18 protein-coding genes and 1 pseudogene are annotated in these 20,824 nt (G+C 38.0%); 5 read left to right on the forward strand and 14 right to left on the reverse strand.

The window, feature by feature from the left end; genetic code table 11:
* Window positions 1–39 precede the first annotated feature (39 nt).
* Window positions 40–2,130 (forward strand): glutamine synthetase III family protein, encoded by a 2,091-nt coding sequence (locus tag AC1VS3_RS09675; protein ID WP_008689244.1) that lies wholly within the window; start codon window positions 40–42, stop codon window positions 2,128–2,130.
* Window positions 2,131–2,452: 322 nt separating this feature from the next.
* On the opposite strand, the gene AC1VS3_RS09680 is transcribed toward AC1VS3_RS09675, so the two are convergent.
* Entirely contained in the window at window positions 2,453–2,818 is a 366-nt protein-coding gene (locus AC1VS3_RS09680; RefSeq protein WP_008689245.1) for a sporulation initiation factor Spo0A C-terminal domain-containing protein, read from the reverse strand.
* Window positions 2,819–3,364: 546 nt separating this feature from the next.
* Between AC1VS3_RS09680 and AC1VS3_RS09685 the strand changes: the two genes are divergently transcribed.
* The 3 genes from AC1VS3_RS09685 to AC1VS3_RS09695 all read left to right on the forward strand — a co-directional run bounded on the left by AC1VS3_RS09685 (window position 3,365) and on the right by AC1VS3_RS09695 (window position 6,573).
* Window positions 3,365–5,041, forward strand: a complete 1,677-nt coding sequence (locus tag AC1VS3_RS09685) for a Na/Pi cotransporter family protein (RefSeq protein WP_008689246.1) — start codon at window positions 3,365–3,367, stop codon at window positions 5,039–5,041.
* 165 nt (window positions 5,042–5,206) lie between these two features.
* Window positions 5,207–5,638 (forward strand): GNAT family N-acetyltransferase, encoded by a 432-nt coding sequence (locus tag AC1VS3_RS09690; RefSeq protein WP_008689247.1) that lies wholly within the window; start codon window positions 5,207–5,209, stop codon window positions 5,636–5,638.
* Window positions 5,639–5,652: 14 nt separating this feature from the next.
* Complete coding sequence (locus AC1VS3_RS09695; protein WP_008689248.1) at window positions 5,653–6,573, forward strand: damage-control phosphatase ARMT1 family protein; 921 nt, start codon at window positions 5,653–5,655, stop codon at window positions 6,571–6,573.
* 31 nt (window positions 6,574–6,604) lie between these two features.
* Here the strand turns inward: AC1VS3_RS09695 and AC1VS3_RS09700 are convergent, their stop codons facing one another.
* Window positions 6,605–7,816 (reverse strand): AI-2E family transporter, encoded by a 1,212-nt coding sequence (locus tag AC1VS3_RS09700; protein ID WP_008689249.1) that lies wholly within the window; start codon window positions 7,814–7,816, stop codon window positions 6,605–6,607.
* Window positions 7,817–7,881: 65 nt separating this feature from the next.
* Window positions 7,882–9,534 (reverse strand): NAD(+) synthase, encoded by a 1,653-nt coding sequence (gene nadE, locus AC1VS3_RS09705; RefSeq protein WP_008689250.1) that lies wholly within the window; start codon window positions 9,532–9,534, stop codon window positions 7,882–7,884.
* Between the two features lie 116 nt (window positions 9,535–9,650).
* Between nadE and AC1VS3_RS09710 the strand changes: the two genes are divergently transcribed.
* On the forward strand, window positions 9,651–10,379 hold the full coding sequence (locus tag AC1VS3_RS09710; RefSeq protein WP_008689251.1) for a TrmH family RNA methyltransferase: 729 nt from the start codon (window positions 9,651–9,653) through the stop codon (window positions 10,377–10,379).
* A gap of 81 nt (window positions 10,380–10,460) precedes the next feature.
* On the opposite strand, the gene AC1VS3_RS09715 is transcribed toward AC1VS3_RS09710, so the two are convergent.
* From AC1VS3_RS09715 to AC1VS3_RS09765, 11 genes and pseudogenes are all read right to left on the reverse strand, one after another.
* Window positions 10,461–10,658, reverse strand: a complete 198-nt coding sequence (locus tag AC1VS3_RS09715) for a hypothetical protein (protein WP_017144609.1) — start codon at window positions 10,656–10,658, stop codon at window positions 10,461–10,463.
* Window positions 10,659–10,682: 24 nt separating this feature from the next.
* On the reverse strand, window positions 10,683–11,168 hold the full coding sequence (locus AC1VS3_RS09720) for an FIVAR domain-containing protein (RefSeq protein ID WP_008689252.1): 486 nt from the start codon (window positions 11,166–11,168) through the stop codon (window positions 10,683–10,685).
* A gap of 39 nt (window positions 11,169–11,207) precedes the next feature.
* A complete protein-coding gene (locus AC1VS3_RS09725) occupies window positions 11,208–12,158 on the reverse strand; it encodes a hypothetical protein (RefSeq protein ID WP_319638826.1) in 951 nt (316 codons plus the stop codon).
* A gap of 155 nt (window positions 12,159–12,313) precedes the next feature.
* Window positions 12,314–12,751 carry a hypothetical protein gene (locus tag AC1VS3_RS09730; protein ID WP_008689256.1) on the reverse strand — a complete coding sequence of 146 codons (438 nt, stop codon included), beginning with the start codon at window positions 12,749–12,751 and terminating at the stop codon, window positions 12,314–12,316.
* Window positions 12,752–12,755: 4 nt separating this feature from the next.
* Complete coding sequence (locus AC1VS3_RS09735) at window positions 12,756–14,879, reverse strand: MSCRAMM family protein (RefSeq protein WP_481275625.1); 2,124 nt, start codon at window positions 14,877–14,879, stop codon at window positions 12,756–12,758.
* Between the two features lie 4 nt (window positions 14,880–14,883).
* Entirely contained in the window at window positions 14,884–16,209 is a 1,326-nt protein-coding gene (locus AC1VS3_RS09740; RefSeq protein WP_008689260.1) for a leucine-rich repeat domain-containing protein, read from the reverse strand.
* Complete coding sequence (locus AC1VS3_RS09745) at window positions 16,199–17,035, reverse strand: pilin N-terminal domain-containing protein (protein ID WP_008689261.1); 837 nt, start codon at window positions 17,033–17,035, stop codon at window positions 16,199–16,201. Before AC1VS3_RS09745 ends, AC1VS3_RS09740 begins: the two co-directional genes overlap by 11 nt.
* Before the next feature lie 10 nt (window positions 17,036–17,045).
* A complete protein-coding gene (locus AC1VS3_RS09750; protein ID WP_008689263.1) occupies window positions 17,046–17,897 on the reverse strand; it encodes a class C sortase in 852 nt (283 codons plus the stop codon).
* Window positions 17,894–19,474 carry a SpaH/EbpB family LPXTG-anchored major pilin gene (locus AC1VS3_RS09755; RefSeq protein ID WP_008689265.1) on the reverse strand — a complete coding sequence of 527 codons (1,581 nt, stop codon included), beginning with the start codon at window positions 19,472–19,474 and terminating at the stop codon, window positions 17,894–17,896. Before AC1VS3_RS09755 ends, AC1VS3_RS09750 begins: the two co-directional genes overlap by 4 nt.
* 587 nt (window positions 19,475–20,061) lie before the next feature.
* Window positions 20,062–20,292: pseudogene (locus tag AC1VS3_RS09760) on the reverse strand (helix-turn-helix domain-containing protein); the annotation flags it as partial.
* Window positions 20,293–20,307: 15 nt separating this feature from the next.
* Window positions 20,308–20,766: a hypothetical protein gene (locus tag AC1VS3_RS09765; RefSeq protein WP_008689267.1), complete on the reverse strand. Its 459-nt coding sequence runs from the start codon at window positions 20,764–20,766 to the stop codon at window positions 20,308–20,310.
* Between the last annotated feature and the right edge of the window lie 58 nt (window positions 20,767–20,824).

The raw sequence follows: 20,824 nt of genomic DNA on the forward strand, positions 1-20,824 counted from the left end.
AAAAAATAAAGTAAAATCAATACATAGGAGGATCAAACTATGACAGAAAAACACCCTTTTGATGATTTCGGTATCAATTTATTTAGTGAAAGCGTGATGAAGGAATGTCTGCCTCATCCCATCTATACAAAATGGAAAACAGCTACCCGCAAAGAAGATGCTTTAGATCGCAATACAGCCGATGCGATTGCCCATGCGATGAAAACCTGGGCCATGGAAAAAGGCTGTACCCATTTTACACATTGGTTTCAGCCTTTGACTGGTTCAACAGCAGAAAAACACGATTCCTTTATTGAACCAGGAGATCATAATCAACCCATTTCACGTTTCTCAGGAAAATCGTTGATTAAAGGGGAAGGTGATGCTTCTAGTTTTCCAAGCGGTGGCTTGCGGGCAACCTTTGAGGCACGCGGCTATACCTATTGGGACTGCACCTCTCCTGCGTTTATCAGAGATAACGTATTGTGCATTCCGACGATCTTTGTATCTTATAATGGGGAAACCTTAGATAAAAAAGCTCCCTTATTAAAGAGTGCGGAAGCCATCAGTAAACAGGCTACCCGCATCGTTAATCTGTTTAAAGATAAAGATATTAAACGGGTCAATGCCATGGTTGGCTTAGAACAGGAATACTTTTTGATTGATAAACAGCAATATCAAAAGCGTATGGATCTTATGCATACCGGACGCACCTTGTTTGGCTCCATGCCGCCCAAAAGTATGGATATCCGCGGTCATTATTTTGGCTCGATTCCTGAGCGCGTACAGGCGTTCATGAGTGATGTAGATAAAGAGTTATGGAAACTGGGAATCTATGCAAAAACCGAGCACAATGAAGTAGCTCCATGTCAATTTGAAATTGCCCCTTTATTTATTGATGTCAATGTCGCCATTGATCAGAATCTGATTATCATGGATGTCTTAAAGAAACAGGCTGATCGCCATGGCTTTGCCTGCCTGTTGCATGAAAAACCATTTCAAGGTGTGAATGGCAGCGGTAAGCACAATAACTGGTCTTTGGTCACTGATGATGGACAAAACCTGTTAGAACCCGGCGATCGCCCACATGAAAATATTCGCTTTTTGCTCTTTGTATGCGCCATTATTGAAGCTGTTGATACGTATCCGGAATTATTACGTATGGCAGCTAGCTGCTACGGCAATGATTATCGCTTAGGTGCCGATGAAGCCCCTCCGGCAGTTATATCCATCTGTATGGGAGATGAATTAGAAATCATCTTAGAAAAGCTGCGCAAGGGTGAACATGAATTAAAGAACGAAGTAGAAACACAACCTTATGCAATTGCCAATTTATCCTATGTGCCAAAGGATACCAGTGATCGTAACCGTACTTCACCATTTGCCTTCACCGGCAATAAATTTGAATTCCGCATGGTTGGCAGCAGCCGCAGCGCATCCACGACAAACATCATTCTCAATACCATTGTCGCAGATTCTTTAAGTCGGATAGCCGATGAATTGCAAAATTATAAATATATTGATGATATCCGCAAGAAATCCTTAACCATCTGCCGCAACATTTTACAAAAGCATCACCGTATCTTATTTAGCGGAGATGGTTACAGCGAAGAATGGCTGAAAGAAGCTGATAAACGAGGATTGCCAAACATTGCACATTATATTGATTCCATTCAAGCATTGATTGATGAGAAAGCCATTGCTATGTTTGAAAGAAACAAAGTATATAATGAATTGGAATTACAAGCCCGTGTCGATATTTTAACAGAAGAATACCGCAAATCAGTGAAAGCAGAAGTATTGACCTTGTTGAATATTTCTAAAAAAGAAATTCTGCCGGCTTTAGTAAAAGAAATCAAATTTTATAGTGATGCCCAGAATTCACTAGGAATAGAAAATGCTTATTATCAGCGAAAGATCAAACACCTGTTACAATTATTGCATGATTTTGATGAACATTATCACGAATTAAAGGAAAAAATGGAAAATCGCGAACAGCATCCGGAAAACCGTGCAAAAGCAAAATATCTGGATACTGTCGTATTACCTGCCATGGATGCTTTACGAACGGTCATTGACAATATTGAAGAATCAATATCCCGTGAACATTATCCATTCCCTACTTACGACGATATGTTCATGGCAATGTAGAACATTTCCTCAGAATTGAAAGAATGTTAAGGAAAGTCAGAAGGACGACGTCTATCTGGGTTTCCTTTTCTTTTTCCTTTTCATTCGCAAACTTTCATAGATTGAAAGAAACTTTGAAGTCTACTATCATAAATCAGGATCCTTTCCAAAAACCTTGTAAAACATCAGAAATTATTTATAATAAATTCATACTCCTTCTAGCAATTCATGTAAATTACGTGCAGAACAATCGTTTCCATTCTAAGGTGTAATGCCGAAAACAATTACGAAAAAAAGCAGTACACCATTTCGATATACTGCTATTGGTCTTTGCCTCGTTGTTCTACATATGCTCGATGTTCAAGTAGTCCACGATAAGAGCTATGAACTCCTTGTTTGTTGGACGTGCTTTACGGCCGTCAACCGTATTATGAAAGATGCACATAATCTCATCCATATCACCGCGCAACCATGTGATTTCAATGGCAACACGAATCGTACGCTCCACACTTTGAATCGATGTATGATGACGCTTTGCGACGAGTGCGTATACATCATTGATGATATGGTTTAATCTTGTGATATCTTGATACACTAGAATAATGGCATCTCTTACATAATAAAAGCCCTTGATATGAGCAGGCATACCAATATCATGTAAAATATCGGTAACTTTTTTGATTAATATCTTCTTTGTTTTTATGACCATCCTATAAATCCCCCTTTGTTGAAAGGCAAAGACCGCTTTAACTTTAATTATTCTGAGCAGATAAATAAAGTCGATTTGTAGCGATTTTTATTTTTTTGGGAAAAATGCTGATAAGAATTCATTATGAAAAAACAACCTTTTTTTCATTTCAGATATAGAATAAAAAAAGGAAATGGAGCAATATTCGAATAAGAACACAATAAAAGCGATTCATAAGTAAAAATGCATAAAAAAGATATCCAAATTGACTGCCGAACAAGCTGTTCCTTATAAAATTTGCACATTTTCCATCTTATCGATAAAATAGGAAGCCATTTACTTTTTTTATATGCTTTAGATTACAAATATCATTCAAAAATTCACCAATAGCTGATTTTTTTAATCATCATATGATTATCATCCTGTTAAACAACCAGCAAACAAACCTTCTCTTGCTTTTTTTTATTTTCCTGTGAAAAATTAACAGACTCTTAACAATACTTATATTGTAGGAACTTAAAAAGTCCATTATACTTTTACTGGATGTAAACAGGAGGTTAAAATTCCATGACTTTTAACAATTTACTCGCCTTATTAGGCGGTTTAGCTTTATTCCTTTATGGAATGCATATGATGAGTGCCGGTTTAGAACAAGCTGCCGGTGATCGCATGAAAGCAATACTTGAAAAGCTCACCAGTAACCCTTTCTTAGGCGTTATCGTTGGCGCTGTCATTACAGCCATCATTCAAAGTTCTTCTGCAACTACAGTTATGGTTGTCGGCTTTGTGAACTCACAGTTAATGACATTAAATCAGGCTGTCTGGATTATTATGGGTGCCAACATCGGTACGACGATTACCGGACAATTAATTGCTTTAGACGCCAGTAAGATTGCCCCTTTGGTGGCAATACTCGGTGTTGTGATGGTTACGTTTATGAAAAACAAAAAGGTCAATGCTTTTGGGGAAATACTGGCAGGACTTGGGATTCTTTTTATCGGTATGGATATGATGAAAAATGCAATGGTTCCTTTACAACAATCCGAAGCGTTCATTCATGCCATGACAACGATTTCCAATCCTGTCTTAGCAATTCTGTTAGGTGCCGGTTTTACTGCCTTGATCCAAAGCTCCAGCGCATCAGTTGGTATCCTACAAGCATTGGCAATCAGTGGACTGATACCTTTAAGCTCAGCAATTTATATTATCTTTGGACAAAATATCGGTACCTGTATTACCGCTGTATTGGCATCTCTTGGCGCAAACCGCAATGCCAAACGTACCACAATCATTCATTTATCCTTTAATATCATCGGAACAATCGTCTTTTTGATCTTTGTTCATCTTGTGCCGTTTGTAAGTTGGATGGAAACCATTACTACCAATCCAGCTGCTCAAATAGCCAATACGCATACCGCATTTAATATTGTTACCACCTTATTATTGTTGCCATTTGGTAATAAGCTCGCAAAACTGGCTCAACTCATTCTGCCGATAAAACCAGAGGAAATAGAAGATGCCGGCTACAACATTCCATTGACTTTTATCGATGAAGACAACATCGGTAGTGTCCCTATCGCGATTTCTTCCTTACGTAAAGAAGCCTTAGCCATGTTAAAGCTGACAGAAACCAATTTGCAGGAAAGTATGCAGGCTTTATATGGAGAACCATTTAAACTTGATAAAATCAACAAACGAGAAAAACGCATAGATTTCATTAATTATGAAATCACCAACTACATGTCAAAGGTCAGTTCCTTAAAAATGAACGAAAGCGATTCTACCACCTGTAATGCTTTATATAAATGCTTTGCTGACATTGAACGTATCGGCGATCATGCCATTAATATCATTCAATATGCCATAGATGGCAGCGAATATAAACTAAGCAGCAGTGAATGGATCAAGGATGAAATAAAACAACTTGAAGAACTGTTAGAAAAAAGCTTTGCTCTTTTGTTTACCTATCGTTTAGATTCACAAAATGATTGTTACGAAAAGATTGAACGTATTGAAGATCGTATTGATGAGTTAACCGCAAATTATCGTCAAAAACAAATCGAACGTTTATATGAAGAGAAAATCAATGCGAAAGATTGTGTCATCTATTCTGAAATCATGACGGATATCGAACGTGTTAGCGATCATATCATGAACATCATCCAAGAATGCAAGCGCTGTAACTTCACATTGAGTGATGAATTATTTGAAAGTGGTATTGCTGCCTTAAATCCAGCGTCTTAAGAAAGGACATTACGTCCTTTTTTATTTGGGTTAAGCGTCATGCGAAGCTTACAAAAAAACGATAACACGCACTGTTGCTGTCTCATACAATTTGAAGCAGCAAAGGAAAGCAAACCTTGGTTATTTTTTCTAAAAGCTTTATAATAGAACTAAGGAGGTATGCATATGCCATGTCGTTTTATTAATATTTCCAATGATCTAAAAGCCATTACGCAGCTTATTCAGAAGGAATTGGGTTATGGGTCAATGAATGAAGAAGATGTCTTGTTCCAGTTGAAAGCCATGGAAAAAAACGATCAGTATCAAAGTATCGTCTTTGAAAAAGATGGTGAAGTGTTTGGCTTTGCAGGATTGGCATATCTTTATGCATATGTAACCAAAGGACAATACGCAAGATTAATTGCCCTGGCTGTACGCGAGGACAAGCAGCATACCGGTATCGGAAGTAGCCTTTTAGCCTATGCGCAAACGTGTGCCAAAGCACATGCGGCTAGTGATATCGCCATCAGCAGTGGTTTATGCAGACAGCAAGCACATGCCTTTTATGAACAAAAAGGCTATAAGAAAAAGGGATATACATTTACAAAACAATTATAAAGGAGTTGATGAGCATGGAAATGAATGCCCGCTGTATTGCTTGTTTAATTAAAAAACAGGATGAAAAAATACGAAAAGAAAGCGATGAAAAAAAGAAGCTTTCTTATATGAAAGAAGTTTTGCATATCTTAGGAAACAGCAAGGATGAAGAAACCATGCCCTGGCTGTCTAATCAAATTGATGCTTTATATGCTAAAACCTTTCCACATGCTGTATTGCCCTATGCCGCCATCAAAAAGCATTACAATGATATGATGTGTGCGAAGGAAGCGGATATCCGCAAACAGATACAGTGCAAAGAAGATGCACTTGCATATGCCATCCAATTGGCAAGAGTTGGCAATTATATTGACTTTGGTGCTTTGGATGAAGTTGATGCGAATTTCTTTTTAGCTCTATTAGCAAAGGCCGATGAAGATTTGCTGGATACCCAGAAATATACCGCACTAAAACAAGATTTAGCAAAAGCACAGCGCCTTTTATATATTTGTGATAATTGTGGTGAGATTCTGCTTGATAAATTACTCATCGAACAATTGCAATTTCACTATCCTCACCTAAGCATTACCGCGATGGTTCGCGGAGGTGAAGTCCTTAACGATGCCACGATGAGAGATGCGCAGGATGTCCATCTACAAAGTATCTGTCATGTGATTGATAATGGTATCGCCATGGCAGGTACGGATATTCATCATATCAGTCAGCAAGCCTTTCAGGCCATTCAAGATGCAGATATCATCCTTGCTAAAGGACAAGCTAATTTTGAAACCTTATGTGGCAATGGATTGCCTGTCTATTACTTGTTACTATGTAAATGTGATTTATTCGCAGAACGCTTTTCTTTACCTAAATATAAAGGCGTATTATTCCATGAGGATTTACCTACTTCATCACAACAAGCCAAAAGAGAAGAACAGCCGACAAGATCTATTTGATCATTATGCGACTGTTCTTTTTAAGTATTCTTTATTCATCATCACGAATAATTTCTTCAAATTCCTCTTCTTTTTGTTTAGCCTCCTTTTGGGCCTGAAAGCTTAGTTGTTCCAAAGACAGTTTTTTTTGTTTTAAACGATAATTCACAAATTCGCGAACGGCAGCATAGATAACAGCAAAGCAAGGAACTCCGATAAACATACCGATGATTCCAAATAAACCTCCCCCTACACATACCGAGAATAAGATTCCAATACTTGGTAAACCAAGTTTATCACCTAAGATCAAAGGTCCTAAAATATTGCCATCAAATTGTTGTAATACGAAGATGAATAAAGCGAAATATAAAGCTGTGATCGGATGAATGATAAAAAGGATCACGATGCCCGGCACAGCTCCAATGAATGGACCGAATACCGGTATCATATTTGTAACACCAACGAATACAGACAATAATAAAGCGTATGGGAACTGAAAGATCAATGAACCGATATAACACAAGATGCCGATAATCAAAGAATCAATTGCCTTTCCTACGATGAAGTTATTAAAAATATCCCCGCTGGCAAGTGTCATACGATGCAAATATTCCGCTATTTCTATGGGGAATAAGGCATAATTAATACGTTTTGCATATCCCATTAAACGTTCCTTATCAATCAGCATATACAAACCAGACATAATGCCTAACACGATGTCCAATAAGGTCGAACCAAATTGATATGTATACTTTAACATTTTCGGTACTGCATCCGTGACAAACTCGGTCATTCTGGTCAGCAGATTATTTTGTGACAGCATCTTTGTGATTTCCTCTGCCGCAATTCCATTTTCTTCAATAAATTCATTAATAAAATCCTGTGTATCTTCCATATAGCCAGGAAAAGCCTTTACTAAAGATAAGATACTCTCCATCAATTGCGGAATCAGCATTGCCAAGAAAGCCCCAACAATGATAATACCTAATAAGACAGCCAGGATTGCCGCAATATTGCGCCGATGCTCTTTTTTCAGAGGTAATTTTCCTAATAACTTATGCTCTATAAATTCCATCGGTTTATTTAACAAAAAAGCAATTGCAAATCCCAGAATAAAAGGTGTTGTTAAAGAACAAATACTTTTTATGCCGTTCCATAAAAGTGAAAACTTATCGAAAGCGAAAAAAATGGTAATACCTGCCGCAATGACAATAATGGCCATCCACATCTTTTTACGCATTTCTTGTGTTATTTTAATTTTCATACAGTCCCTCCATCCCTTTTATTTTAGCATAGAACTTTGTGAAGAAATCTTAAATTTTTGAAAGATTAGCCGCCATATTTCTGTTTAAATGCAGCAAGCAAGTTTTGATCTTTATGCATTTGTGACAGCTTACGATTGGTAAAATTATCATGATGGACACAAATAGCCGGAGGCAATTGCAATCCTTTAAAAGCATTGCGCTCTTTCGTTGTTAAAAACCATTCTAAATCTTCAATAAACGCTTTCGGATCGTCTAGTCCATAATAACAGATCCATCGCCAAACTTCCTCATCCAGCGTCCTATCCTCATAGCGTTTTAAGTATTGTGATACACTCATATCTTTTCCTAAATGTTCCACCAGATAATCATGATAGAACCATTTCATAGGATCTAATTGATCTTCCTTTAATTCTGCACTAGGAGGCATTTCCCAAGTGATAGCATCTCCTTGCACATCAGGTAATAGCGCATGTGGCACAACTTCTTTCGCGAATACGTCATTTAATTCTTTTGATAAGGCAAACAACTGTACCTTGGTAAGATCTCCAATCAAAGATAATGCACCGATGCTATCACCATATAAAGTACAATATCCTAACGCTACTTCTACCTTATTGGCATTATTCACAACAACGCCTCCCAACATACCGGCAAAGCTATTTAATAAATAACCTCTTGCTCTGGCCTGCAAATTTTCTTTTACCAAGATAGGATATTGTTTCACATCGTAACCATATTCCTGCAGTAAAGTTGTTTCTGTCGCTTCAACAAGTGCTTCTATAGCCCCTTCGCGATAAGCAATCCCTAAAGCTTGTGCTTCTTGTCGGGCATTTGATTTCGTAATATCGCGATTATGGCGGGTAGCCAGATTATAACCATAAACACGTTGTTTGCCTAAAGCATAAACAAGCAATGCTGCTGTGACACTGGAATCCAAACCACCGCTCATTCCAACGATCCAAGGAAGCTTTCCTGCAAAAACCTGTGCATCAAATTGTTGAATACCCATGGTTAATGCCGCTAACAAAGAGCGTGGTTTTGCTTTATCTTCTTTCTGCGATGCAAGATCAACCAAGGCATAATCTTCTTGAAAATAAGGCGCTTGATAAAGACATTTTCCATTCCGAAGCACACAGCTTCCACCTTCCATCAGCATGACGCTGTGATCCATATTTTGCATCCCACAGGCATTGACATAAATGACATTTCCATGGGGATGATATGCCTTCTGCATATCATAAGGGCGCGCATCCAGATTGATATTCATATCCGCAAGTTGAATCTCATCACCAAAATTCAGCGCAAATACCATATCCTCTTTATATTCTATCGCACTATTTATCGGATTTTCTTCAAAATATAAGGCATCCTGTATATAAGGCAAAAGCTCATTTTGTTTCACGCGCATATGCGTCTTTTTCTGATAAGCAAAAAAAGCCGCATTAAATCGTCGACGATTACGATAACGGATATTCCCCCAAACAATCGCAATATCCTCACTTTCACGAATCAATTCATCGTTAAAACTGTCCGCATACCGACAAAAATCCTCATCTAACCAGACATCGCCTAACAAATAACCGCTGACAGCATTTTGAGGAAATACAATCAAATCAGCTCCATCTTCCTTTGCTCGCTTGATCTGCTGTTTCATATATTGCACATTTTCAGCGCATTGTCCTGCTTTTACATTCATCGTCACAAGTGCTGCTTTCATAGTCATCCTCCTGTTCATACTGGTATTAGTGTACCATTTTTGACGCATGAAGAAAAGAAAAGTCCTTGTAATTTGAAAGAATTATATTATAATGGTTAAAAGAAATGAGGAAGTTTATGGAAACCTGTATTGTCGAAGGAAATATCAGTGTAAAAGCAGTTTTATTAGGTAAGAAACGCAAGGTTCATAAGATTTTGGTAGATGCCAAAAAGAAGGATAAGGATACTGCTTTTATTTTGCATAAAGCAAAAGAAGCTCAAGTAGATATCACCTATATGAAACGAGAAGAAATTGATGCTCTTGCTACAGGAAAGACGCATGGAGGTATTATCGCCTATTGTGGGCAACGCAAGTATCAAAATTTAGAAGAGCTTGTTAATAAAAAGCAGGTATTTCTGGCATTGGTAGAAGGCGTAGAAGATCCCTTTAATTTTGGCTATGTTTTACGAACCTTATATGCCGCAGGCTGTGATGGTGTTCTTGTACCTTTGCGTAATTGGACAACGGCAGCCGATGTCGTTACCAGAGCAAGTGCCGGAGCAAGTGAATATATTAATATCATTATCGCAGATGATATGGAAGATACCTTAACCTATCTTCATCAAAAAGATATCATGCTTCTTTGTGCGCAGCGCAAAGATGCAATCTCGCTTTATTCCTACACCTTTCCCGAACGCATCTGTCTTGCTATCGGAGGCGAAATGCGTGGCTTAAGTAAAGTTGTTATGGCTCACAGTGATCAAAATCTTTATATACCTTATCGCAGTGATTTTCGCAATGCCATGACGGCAGCGGCCTCTACTGCCATTTTTGCCTTTGAAGTCGTACGTCAAAAAGAAAACTAATTAACCATCCATAACGAATAGAATGAAAAAGCCAGAGGCACTCTTATCAGAATGCCCGCTGGCTTTTCTTATCGCATACAACTATACGCGCTTTTTTCTTTTCAATAAGGTAATAATAGCTCCACCAGCAATGATCAGCAAGTCTGCAAATACACCTGTTGCACTGATATCACCTGTAGGAACATCGACTGTATCCTTTGACTCAGTTTTGTCTATATCACTTACATTTGTATCTTTGTCTTTTAATCGTATAGCTTTTTGTCTTTCTTCTTTTAGCAATCATAATGCTTCATCCAGTTCCTGCTAATTCTTAGCAGTTTTTTTCACATCTTTTGCCTGTTGTAAAGCATCTTTAAGTTTTGCAACCGAAGAAGGTTCATATCGATCAATATGGTTAAGCATATCTTCGTCAATGCTTATTTCATGATCTAATTCTGTCGTATCCAGCCTTACTTCTAGCTTTTTCATTGCCGTAACCAAGGTGTTATGCATTGCTTTTATATCTTCAAGCGTTGCTTTTTCGTCCTTATAAACTTTCTTTGCCTGTTTCAAAGTAGTTTGTAGCGCCTTAACACTCTTAGGTGTCATTTGCTTAATATCTTCACCCGTTAACAATACATCTGCATATTGTATCATTTCCAGCAGCTGCTTCTTTGCCTCTTGAAGTGTCAAATCCTTTAACGCTTGAATGGTTGTAGATAAAGATAACACAACTTCTTTGGTTTCCTTATCACTCATATTAGATGGATCTTTTAATAAACTTTCTGCCAATGTTAAAGCCGTTTGCACGTCTTTGAACTCATCTTTTATATAAGAATCTTTTAACTTCTAATCTTCTTCAACAAGTGTTTTTAATATCTTTACACTTTCCTTGCTTGCTCTAACGACGAATGCATTTGGGGCACTTTGTAATTCAAGTTCTGCTTTGCTTACTTCATCTGCACTTGGATTTGTTTTTTCCAATATCGCTTTTGCATCTTGCAATTTCTTGCTTAGTGCTTCATAGCTTTGCACCGTATAAAGATCAGCTGTTACCTTTTTCACTTCTTTAATAAGTGTTTGTAGTGCCGTTGTATCAGGCGTCACTGACTCTTGTGGTTTTAATCCTTTTACTGCATTCACAAGAATTGTATGTGTCGTCTTAATTTGTTCAAGTGATGCTTTTTCGTTTGCTATTACTTCCTTCGCCTGTTTCAGTGCCGTTTGTAATGCCTGTACGCTTTCTGCAGTCATTTGTTCAATAGTATTTGCTTTTAACAGTGTATCTGCATACGTAATCATTTCGGCAAGCTGTTCTTTCGCTTCTTGAAGGGTAAGCTTATGCAATGCATCGATAGCTGTAGATAAGGATAGCACGACTTCTTTTGTAGTTACTTCCGCCATATTTGATGGATCTGTCAATAAACCTTGTGCCAAATCTAACGCTGTCTGCACATCCTTAAAGGCTTCCTCAGTATAAGCATCTTTCATTTTCTTACCATCTTCAACAAGTCGCTTTAATACATCTACACTTTCCTTGCTAGCTCTTACAACTAACGCTTTCTGGGCATTTTGTAATGCAAGCTCTGCCTTTTTCACTTCTTCAGTACTTGGGTTTGTTTTTTCTAGTACTGCTTTTGCTTCTTGTAATTTTTCAGCAACCACTTTATAGCTGTTTGCTGTATAGTCTGTTTCTGCAAGCTGTTCTACTGCCGCAATTAATGTTCTTAAAGCACTCGTATCAGTTTTGATTGGTTCTAAACCTTTTATAGCCTTTGTTAAAGTATTTCCATATTCTATTCCTTTCCATTTTCATTATATTTTTTATAAATGGTAAAATATTATGATATAGGAGAAATATTTAAGATTCTTTCGTTTTTACTAGAGGACACATGAAAAAAACCGCATGGGGTTTTTTTCATATTACAACATTTTACACGTACATCCTTATCGCCTTAATCATAATAAAAGACAAGACCATAATCTTCTTTTATTGCAGCTTGTATACCTTCTAGCATTGCTCGTTTCATCGCATCCAAATAATATAGATAATCATTACGATAAACATGACGATCTTCTTTTCGTAGCTTTTCTAATACCTCTTCCATTTCGATCTTTGTTAATCGCTTACGCAATTCGATCAAGGTCTTCGTATCCTCTATACATAAATAATAACCCTGTTTCTTCTGATCATGTACCTTTTTACTTATATATCTTCTTGGATGATCTTGCGTTATGATCTTCCATATGCTTTGGAAATCGTGTTCTTTCATTTGGATCTGACCATGTACCTCAGAGAATAACTTTAAGCATAGTTGCTGCTCTGCTATCCCTGTCTTTTGTTGGCATATCTCCTGCATCTTTGATGTCTCGATCACATACATCTTCATCATGCTTTCATGCCCTCTTTATACTTTCTGAACAATGCTCCATCTTCACTTTCTTTCGCAATGCCACAAGAGCTCCTATACATCCTATCATCGCGATCCCTATCAGTACATAGATTCCTGTTCCTCCGGTGATCGGTATCCAAAAATTCTTATCATTGTATACTACCATATGCAGCTCGTCATTCTCTCCTACCTTCTTCGTCTCGATCTGGATCTGCTCATTCCCTTCGCTTTGGCCATACTCCTTCTCGTTTATCTTCACCAGCAGCTTCCCTGTTCCTTCTTCTCTTGTGATCTCGATCTTGATGGCCCCTTCCAAGAGTCGATAGCCTTTTGGTGATTGTGTCTCTTTCAGATAGTAGGTTCCTGCTCGCACATTTTCAATCATGCACTTCTCTTCCGTTTCGCTCTCATAGCTTGCGATCGCATTCGTCAGTTCTTTATCCCTATACAACGTGAACTTCGCTCCTGCTATTCCTTCCTTTTCGCGATTTGCCTTCTTCAGATATAGATCGATTGCTTTTGGTGTATACTCATTCGTATATAAGAATTGGATGTTCTTTTCTAATACTTCTTCTTGGGCCTCTGTCTTGATGGTGTATTCTACATTCGTCTGTTTCTCTTCTACCTTATACGTTTCTTTTTGTTTCAGCTCTCGAAATAGTGCGGTCTGATTCCCTTTTATCTGGAACTCGCCTGCTTCATTCGTCTTATAGGTGCTTTCGGAATCACCGAGTGCTATGACATAGTTCGCATTCTTGACAGCTTCATAAACGTCCCCATTCTTTCTGCTCAATACAAAAGTAAACTTGATATCATCCATGGGTATCTCATCCGTCTTATTCTCGATCAGCTTCGTTACTGATAAGATTCCTTCTTCCTTCATCTTTTCATTGACGAACGGCAATATCTCTACATTATCGCCTACGACCTTGTTCTCATAGCCTTCATTGCTTACCGGTGTCTTTTGGATATAGCCCGGTTTTACTATTTCCTGTACATCATACAGGGTCCCCGGTGCTATCCCTAAGAACATGGCGGTCTCATTCGCTTTCAAGGTGAAATGTCCATTCTCATCGGTTGTATAGGTTACACCATCTACACGTTTTCCACTCACACTATCATACAGTACATACTTTGCATTGCTCCATGCCTTCTTCATATGATCCATCAACAAGAACGTAAACGTTTCTTCCGATGTGCTCTTATCGCTCATTGTCTTATTGACCCCAAAGGAAGCGATCGCATTCGTATATTGTACTGCTGTTACCGGTGCCTGTGTCGCTCCACTTTGTTTTACATCCCCCAATACTCGCCAACCTTCTGCGTTTTCCTCAACGACCTCATAGTCCACATCTGCCTTGACTTCCTTAAAGACAGCATTCTGTCCGCCTTTTAAGGTAAACCTGCCGTTTTCATCGGTCCTTGCTTCTTTTACTTCTTCGCCAGTATCGCTATTCTTGATCGTATATGCCTCATCCGCATATGCTTTCCCTTCCAGCTTCAAGGTAAAGTGAAAGCTATCTTCTCCATCATATACATAACCTTGTGGAAAGGAGATATGCTTTGTCACGATCAGATCCGTTGTCTTCTGCTCAACATATGGCATATACAGATTCACAAATTCAACTCTGGCACCATCTGGTTTGATCGTACCGATGGCAGAGGTCCCCGCTGCCGGAGAAACCTGTTGAAAGTTTTCTTGCGGCAGCTCTGAGATCTCATAGGATACCCCATTGCCGACATACTCAAATTTTGCAGTATATCCACCATATAAGGTAAAGTTTCCATTACGATCGGTCATGAAAGGTATCTTATTGGTTGTTTCCGAAGATATCGTACCATCCTGATGATTGTATACCTCATCTCCGTTTTCATTAAACACACGGTATTGTTCCTTATTGGCAAGCTTTTCATTTAGCTTCAATACGAACTTGAAAGCTACATCCTTTGGTACCTCATAGCGCTCATCAGCACTTTCCACATGCTTGGTGATAAAGAGGTCAGGAGTCTTATTCTCTTCATTGGTAAAGGTCACTCTCGTCGTTTCCTCTGCCTGTATAGCTTGCATACCTGCGACCATACAGAAAGCAGCAAGCAATAGTACACTGATTCGTTTTATATATTTCATAATATCATGCCCCTTCCTGTGATGGTTGCCATTCAATAGTTACTGTGTCTGGTGCACCCCAAGGAGAGCCTGTAATTTCTCCTTCAGATTTACCTTGAATGATGATTTTTTCAAGACTGTCACAACTTAAGAATGCATAATTTCCTATGCTTGTTACAGAATCTGGAATAACTAAGTTACCTGTTAATCCACTACCATAATAAAATGCAAATCTTCCTATGTAATTTAGTGTTTTGGGTAAGATTAACTCACCTTTCAAATTTTCACAATAATAGAATGCCTCATATTCAATGCTCTTTATAGATTCTGGTATTTTAATACTTGTAATTGCTTTATTCATATAAAATGCTGATGATCCTATACTTGTAATAAAGTATGGTTTCTCATTATACAGTATCTCTTCCGGTATGATGACATCTCCTTCATTTAAGATGACATGCTTTCCACTTATTAAGTCTGTTACGCCATTCTTTACCATAAGCTGATCTAATGCTATTTCTCTTTGTATGACAAATGCCTCAGTTTTGCTTATCGTTTTACCGATTTCATCTTGGATCAAAGTGAATTTTAAATTGAAGACCTCTTTATCATTATTTGGAACAGTCTTTAAATCGATATGAAATTGATCTTCCGGTATCAATACCAATGATTCATCTGAATATACTTTATAAACTTTGAAGTCTGATTTTTGAATATCGGTTCCTGCTCTAAAATATTGTTTATCTGTATCTATAACAACTGTGCTTAATACTAATGATGCTTTCCCTTGGATGATCATGGCATTTTCAGATAATTTTTTGGTATTCTCGTCATTTCCAGATACCCCCGTATAATCCTTCAAATCCTTCTCGCTATCCATGCTCTCATATTCGATGCGATAGCTTCCTGCTTCTACATCCTTAGGATACACTTCTCCCTTGATGTTGATGATTGCCTGATAGCTTGCCTCTTTTTCCACTGTTCCTTCCAGCATCTTATACAAGCGTACTTCGATATGGGATACACCTTTTTCTTCCTTATCTTTCTTTTCATTCTTATTGGCATCCAAATAGATCGTTGTTTTGACTTCTACCGTCTGAACAGCTTCCTTTGTTTTTGGTGTTTCTGCTTCTTCTTTTGGCTCCTCTTTCGTTTCTTCAGGCGGTATGCTTCCTGAGAGTGCCTGCTGCGTTGGGGCATAGCTTATGCTGGATGGTTGTCTTGTTTTATCTGACTGCTCACTAATTTCTTCCCCTTTTGCTTCTTCTTTGGCAAACAACGAGGAATTCGTATTTATGAACAGCATGGAAGCTGCTAATAGAAAAGCAGTGAATCTTTTTTTATTTTTCATCACCTAATTCTCTCCCTCTCCTATGCTTATTATAGATGATATACATACCAAAACCGGATAACATGATCAACAAGACATACAGACCTCTTCTTGTCGTATCTCCTGTTTTTGTTTCCTCTGTTTCTTTCTCTGGTTCTTCTGATTTTGATGGTTCCTTTTGTGGTGTCTCTGGTTTATTGGGTTCTTTCTGCGGTTCATTGGTTTCCGGTACATTAGGTTCTTTATCGGATTGATCCGGACCTACCGGTTTATCTGGTTCAACAGGTTTCTCTGGTTCTTTGACATCCGGAGTCTCAGGATCATCCGGATCCACTGGAGGAACTGGTTTTATAGGTTCTTCATTAGGTGATGCTTTGGGTTCTATCTGCAGCATATAAGTAGGTCCTTGAATAGCATTGTTTACTTCCTCATACATTGGCAGCGTCACGATAAAAGGATCGATACTTCCATAGGCTTCCATATGAGAGGGTACAAGTAGATAGATGCCATTTTTGACATTCTCAAAAGACAGACAGCCATTCTTGTCGGTCGTCTTCTTTTCGATGAGCTCTTTCCCTTCTTTTGCGGTAAGCTTTTTGGCGATCTTCTGCAATCCTTGTGCATCGCTTGGCAGGCTCATGTCATACTTGGCATCCAGTTCTGCCTTTCCATCATTGCTCATCTTTCCTACCTGATATAGCGTAAAGACCACTCCTGCTTTCTCATCCCAATCGCCGGGCAGATCTTTCAATTGGATGTTTATCCTTCCGCTGTTTGCCTGTATCGGTGTAAGCATGATTGCTAAGACCATTACCACACTCATCAACAACTGCAATTTCTTTTTCATATGCCCTTCCTCATTCTACTTTCTCTTTCACTTTCGGTTTTCTATTATATTGATATAATAAGATTCCCAATACACTTAACAAGACGATATTCACTGGTACCCACCACCAATCATAATACCAGGGCAGCCCAATGCTATTGTCTGTTTTCATTTCTTCTTTATATTCTGTTCTTTCTCCTGTTACATACAAACGATGTGAATTCACTCCATATGGTGTACATGTAATTAATGTTACCAAGTCTTTTCCTTTTTGAATGTGTAAGGCTTTAATGTCACTTGGTAAGACTATCTGTATATTATTCACTTTATAGGCCATTTTTCTTCCCAGGACCGTAATCAGAAAAATATCTCCTTTTTTTAATTCATCTAAGCTTGTAAACATCTTTTTGTTTGGCAATCCACGATGTGCTGAAAGACATGCATGTGTCGAGATCCCACCAATCGGTAAGGAAGTGCCTTCCAAATGTCCTGCCCCTTTTTGCAAAACTTCTTCTGATGTTCCATGATAAATAGGTAAAGAGACATGTAGTTTAGGAATATCAACAACTCCCATCACTCCATTATTGGCAACATTTAAAAGCTGTGTATACTTTTTCTCCATGCTATGATCTTGAGCAAAAGCATCTATGATTGAGATACCACTACCATTACTTAGTTCTTCATTATATTGTTTCGCTTCTTTAAAAAATTGTTCTTTTCTGTTTGCATCCAGCTTTGCGCTTGTATCATCATATTCAATAATGACTCCATCGTAGTTTCGTTGATTAATTAATCGTGACACAAAGGGATAATCCATGATACCTAAAAAGAACAAAAATACGAAAACGAAACAGACTGATACCATCCGCTTCGTCATCTTCATAATTCTGCCTGTTTCCTGCTCTTCTTCAACATTACAATACTTATGCCTAAGATTCCTATGCCACCAATTGCTAAGAATACCGTGATTCCCATTCCTCCTGTGGATGGCAACGTAAATCCTTTATGGTTCTCTACTGCTATATTGGCTGTTCCTGCTTCCTCATCGATATAGCTGCTATATTCTCCTGTTGTCGCATTTACTTCCTGATCGTTTACCTTCACTGTAAATCTTCCATTTGCTTTCTTCGTCGTTTCATCTTTTTCTGCTATGATCTCTACCTTGATTGCTTCTGCCAACAAGGTATATCCTGTAGGTGATGCCGTTTCCTTTAGATAATAGGTCCCTTCATCCAATTTGCCGAAAGCTATCTCACCATCTGCATTTGTGCTCTTTTCTTCCCCGATCTGTGTTTTGCCATCTTTCTCTAATAAGACGAATTTAGCACCTTGCAAAACTTGTGGTGTACCTTCTTTCGTAAATTTCTTCACATTGATCCCAAAGCTATATACATAAGCTGTTTCTTTTTCACTTGTTGTGGTGGCATTTGGCTTATGATTATATACGATCACTGCCGCATTTTCATTTCCGGCATTTCCCTGTATGGCTTTCTCCGTTACTTTCGCATAATAGGTTACTGCTACCTTTTCTCCTTTATGCGCCTTTAGGAAGGCCTTTGTGAACACGATCTTAAAATCTGCTGTCTCTTTGCTTACATTTGCTGCTGTTATGGCATAGGTCGTATCGGATGCTTCTATGACAGCATCATTCACCTTTACCGTAATTGCATGTTCGCTATCATTTTGTATTGCTAAGCCATCATCCATCGTATCCTGAATTTCGAAAACTACTTTATTCTCACCTTCAAAATAGTCATCGGTATAGCTTGGCATCAGCGTCGTTATCTGATATTGTACAAAATCTCCAATTGCTACCGAACCATCACTTTCTGCTGTGAGTTCCTTATGTATCGTCACTTTCTCATTTTTAGGTGTCGCAGTTACATCATAGACCCATTTTGTACCTGCTGCATTCTCATCCGTATAGTTATCACTGGAAGGCACGGCAATCAAAAATGGCTTTCCTGCCACATATCCATCCGGTGCAGAAGTCTCTACTACCAGATAATATCCCAGGTCAAGATTTTCAAAGGTGACCGTACCGGATGCAGGGGTTGTCATGCTTGCAGTAGCTTTTACATCTGCGGTATTGGCTGTTGCCGTCAAGGTCGTAATAAGCTTTTCCATTTCTGTAGCGGAATATGTCCCTAGTTCATCCGCCTTAATCCCCTGTAATGCTTGCGCAAAATCCGTGGTTGGTTCATATTTAGCAGAAGCATCTGCCGTTGAAGGAGTGAAGCTCATAACCTTATAGATGGCAAAGGTTGCCCCTGCTAAAGGTTGCTTATCCTTTGTCTGCTTGTTGACCGTGATACTTCCGGTTCTGTTTTCAATCGTATTCATATCGAAAACCGCTACATTTTCAAACGCTCTTAAAGAGATGCCGGATGCGATTTCTCCTCCCAGCATAGAAACAGTCGCAACTGTTGCGACCAATACCTTCCTACTTTTCCTTTTCATGTTTTCCTCCTAATCATTATTCTCTGTTATTAAAACTATTTGATGTGATGTGCCCTTATGTCATAAACACCTATATGATAAAGCCCATGTATGGGTTTTATTATGAAGTACAAATACAACCTTGTAAATATTGCTAATTAAACAGCGATAATCACATTTTATAACCTCGCATTTTATTCATAAATACCTTTCATTATCCGGATACAAATATTTATGTAGATATATAGGTTATTTTTATTATGAATAAAACACCTTATTTAATTCCTACTTACAGAATATAGAAAAAGATAACCAGTGTCAATAAATTGACAATAAATTCTAAAAAACAGAGCAATATAAATAAAAAAGCACTTTTTCACTAACCATAAAAAAGAAAACGTAAATAAAATTCCGGTAAATCACCGATAAAATATAACAATTCTTTGGTTATCTTTTTTTCGCAATTAAAAAAAGCCGACCCGTATACAGATGGCTTCTTTCCTTGCTTCTAAACGCTTTTTAAATTTTCTTATTTATCCATACAATCCTTCATGCATATGCTAACCCCCATACTTCTTACAACATAAATACAAAATGAAAACAGCCATTTATATATCTTTCATCACATGCATCTGTTTGTATTCTTTAGGTGTATAGCCTGTTACTTTTTTAAAGGTTTTCGCAAAATAATTTTGATTCTGAAAACCTACCAAACTGGAAACCTCTTTGATCTTGCGATTGTTTAATAATAATTGCTTTGCCTTTTCAACGCGATACTCTGCTAAGATATTGGTAAAACTATTTTTTGTATGTTGCGATAAAAGAGAGCTGATATATTGAGGAGTTAAATCTAATTAGTTCGCTAAATCATTTAACCCGATAGAACGGTGGTAATTCTTACCGATATAAGTATACGCATCCAAAACAATCTTGTTCATTGATTTACTGTGTGATTTGATAATGGCATGGATTACATGCTTAACTTCATAACGAATGTAGGTTGCCTCATCCTGCGTGGGATTATCATAAGAGATACCATCGATTTTCTCACTTAGCAATGTCACATAATCCTTCATATCCTCACACTGGTTCATTTTATTCTGCAGAATATGAAAAAGCTTCACCAATATTTTACGTATCGCCAGAATTTCATTTGTTTCCGCCTCTTTTTGAATACGACACACAACATCCGGAAACACTTTTGCCTGATTATAACGTATTGCGTGCAAAAGAGCATCTGCCATATCATTTAAGGTGGTATCTTCTTGCTTATCTGTCAAGGCATGCTGGACATCATCTTGCTCCCATCTCATAGCTATAGTATGCAATAAAAAATATATAAAATATTAAGATAACAGGTAAATATTTCAT

Source organism: Longicatena sp., from assembly GCF_982403165.1.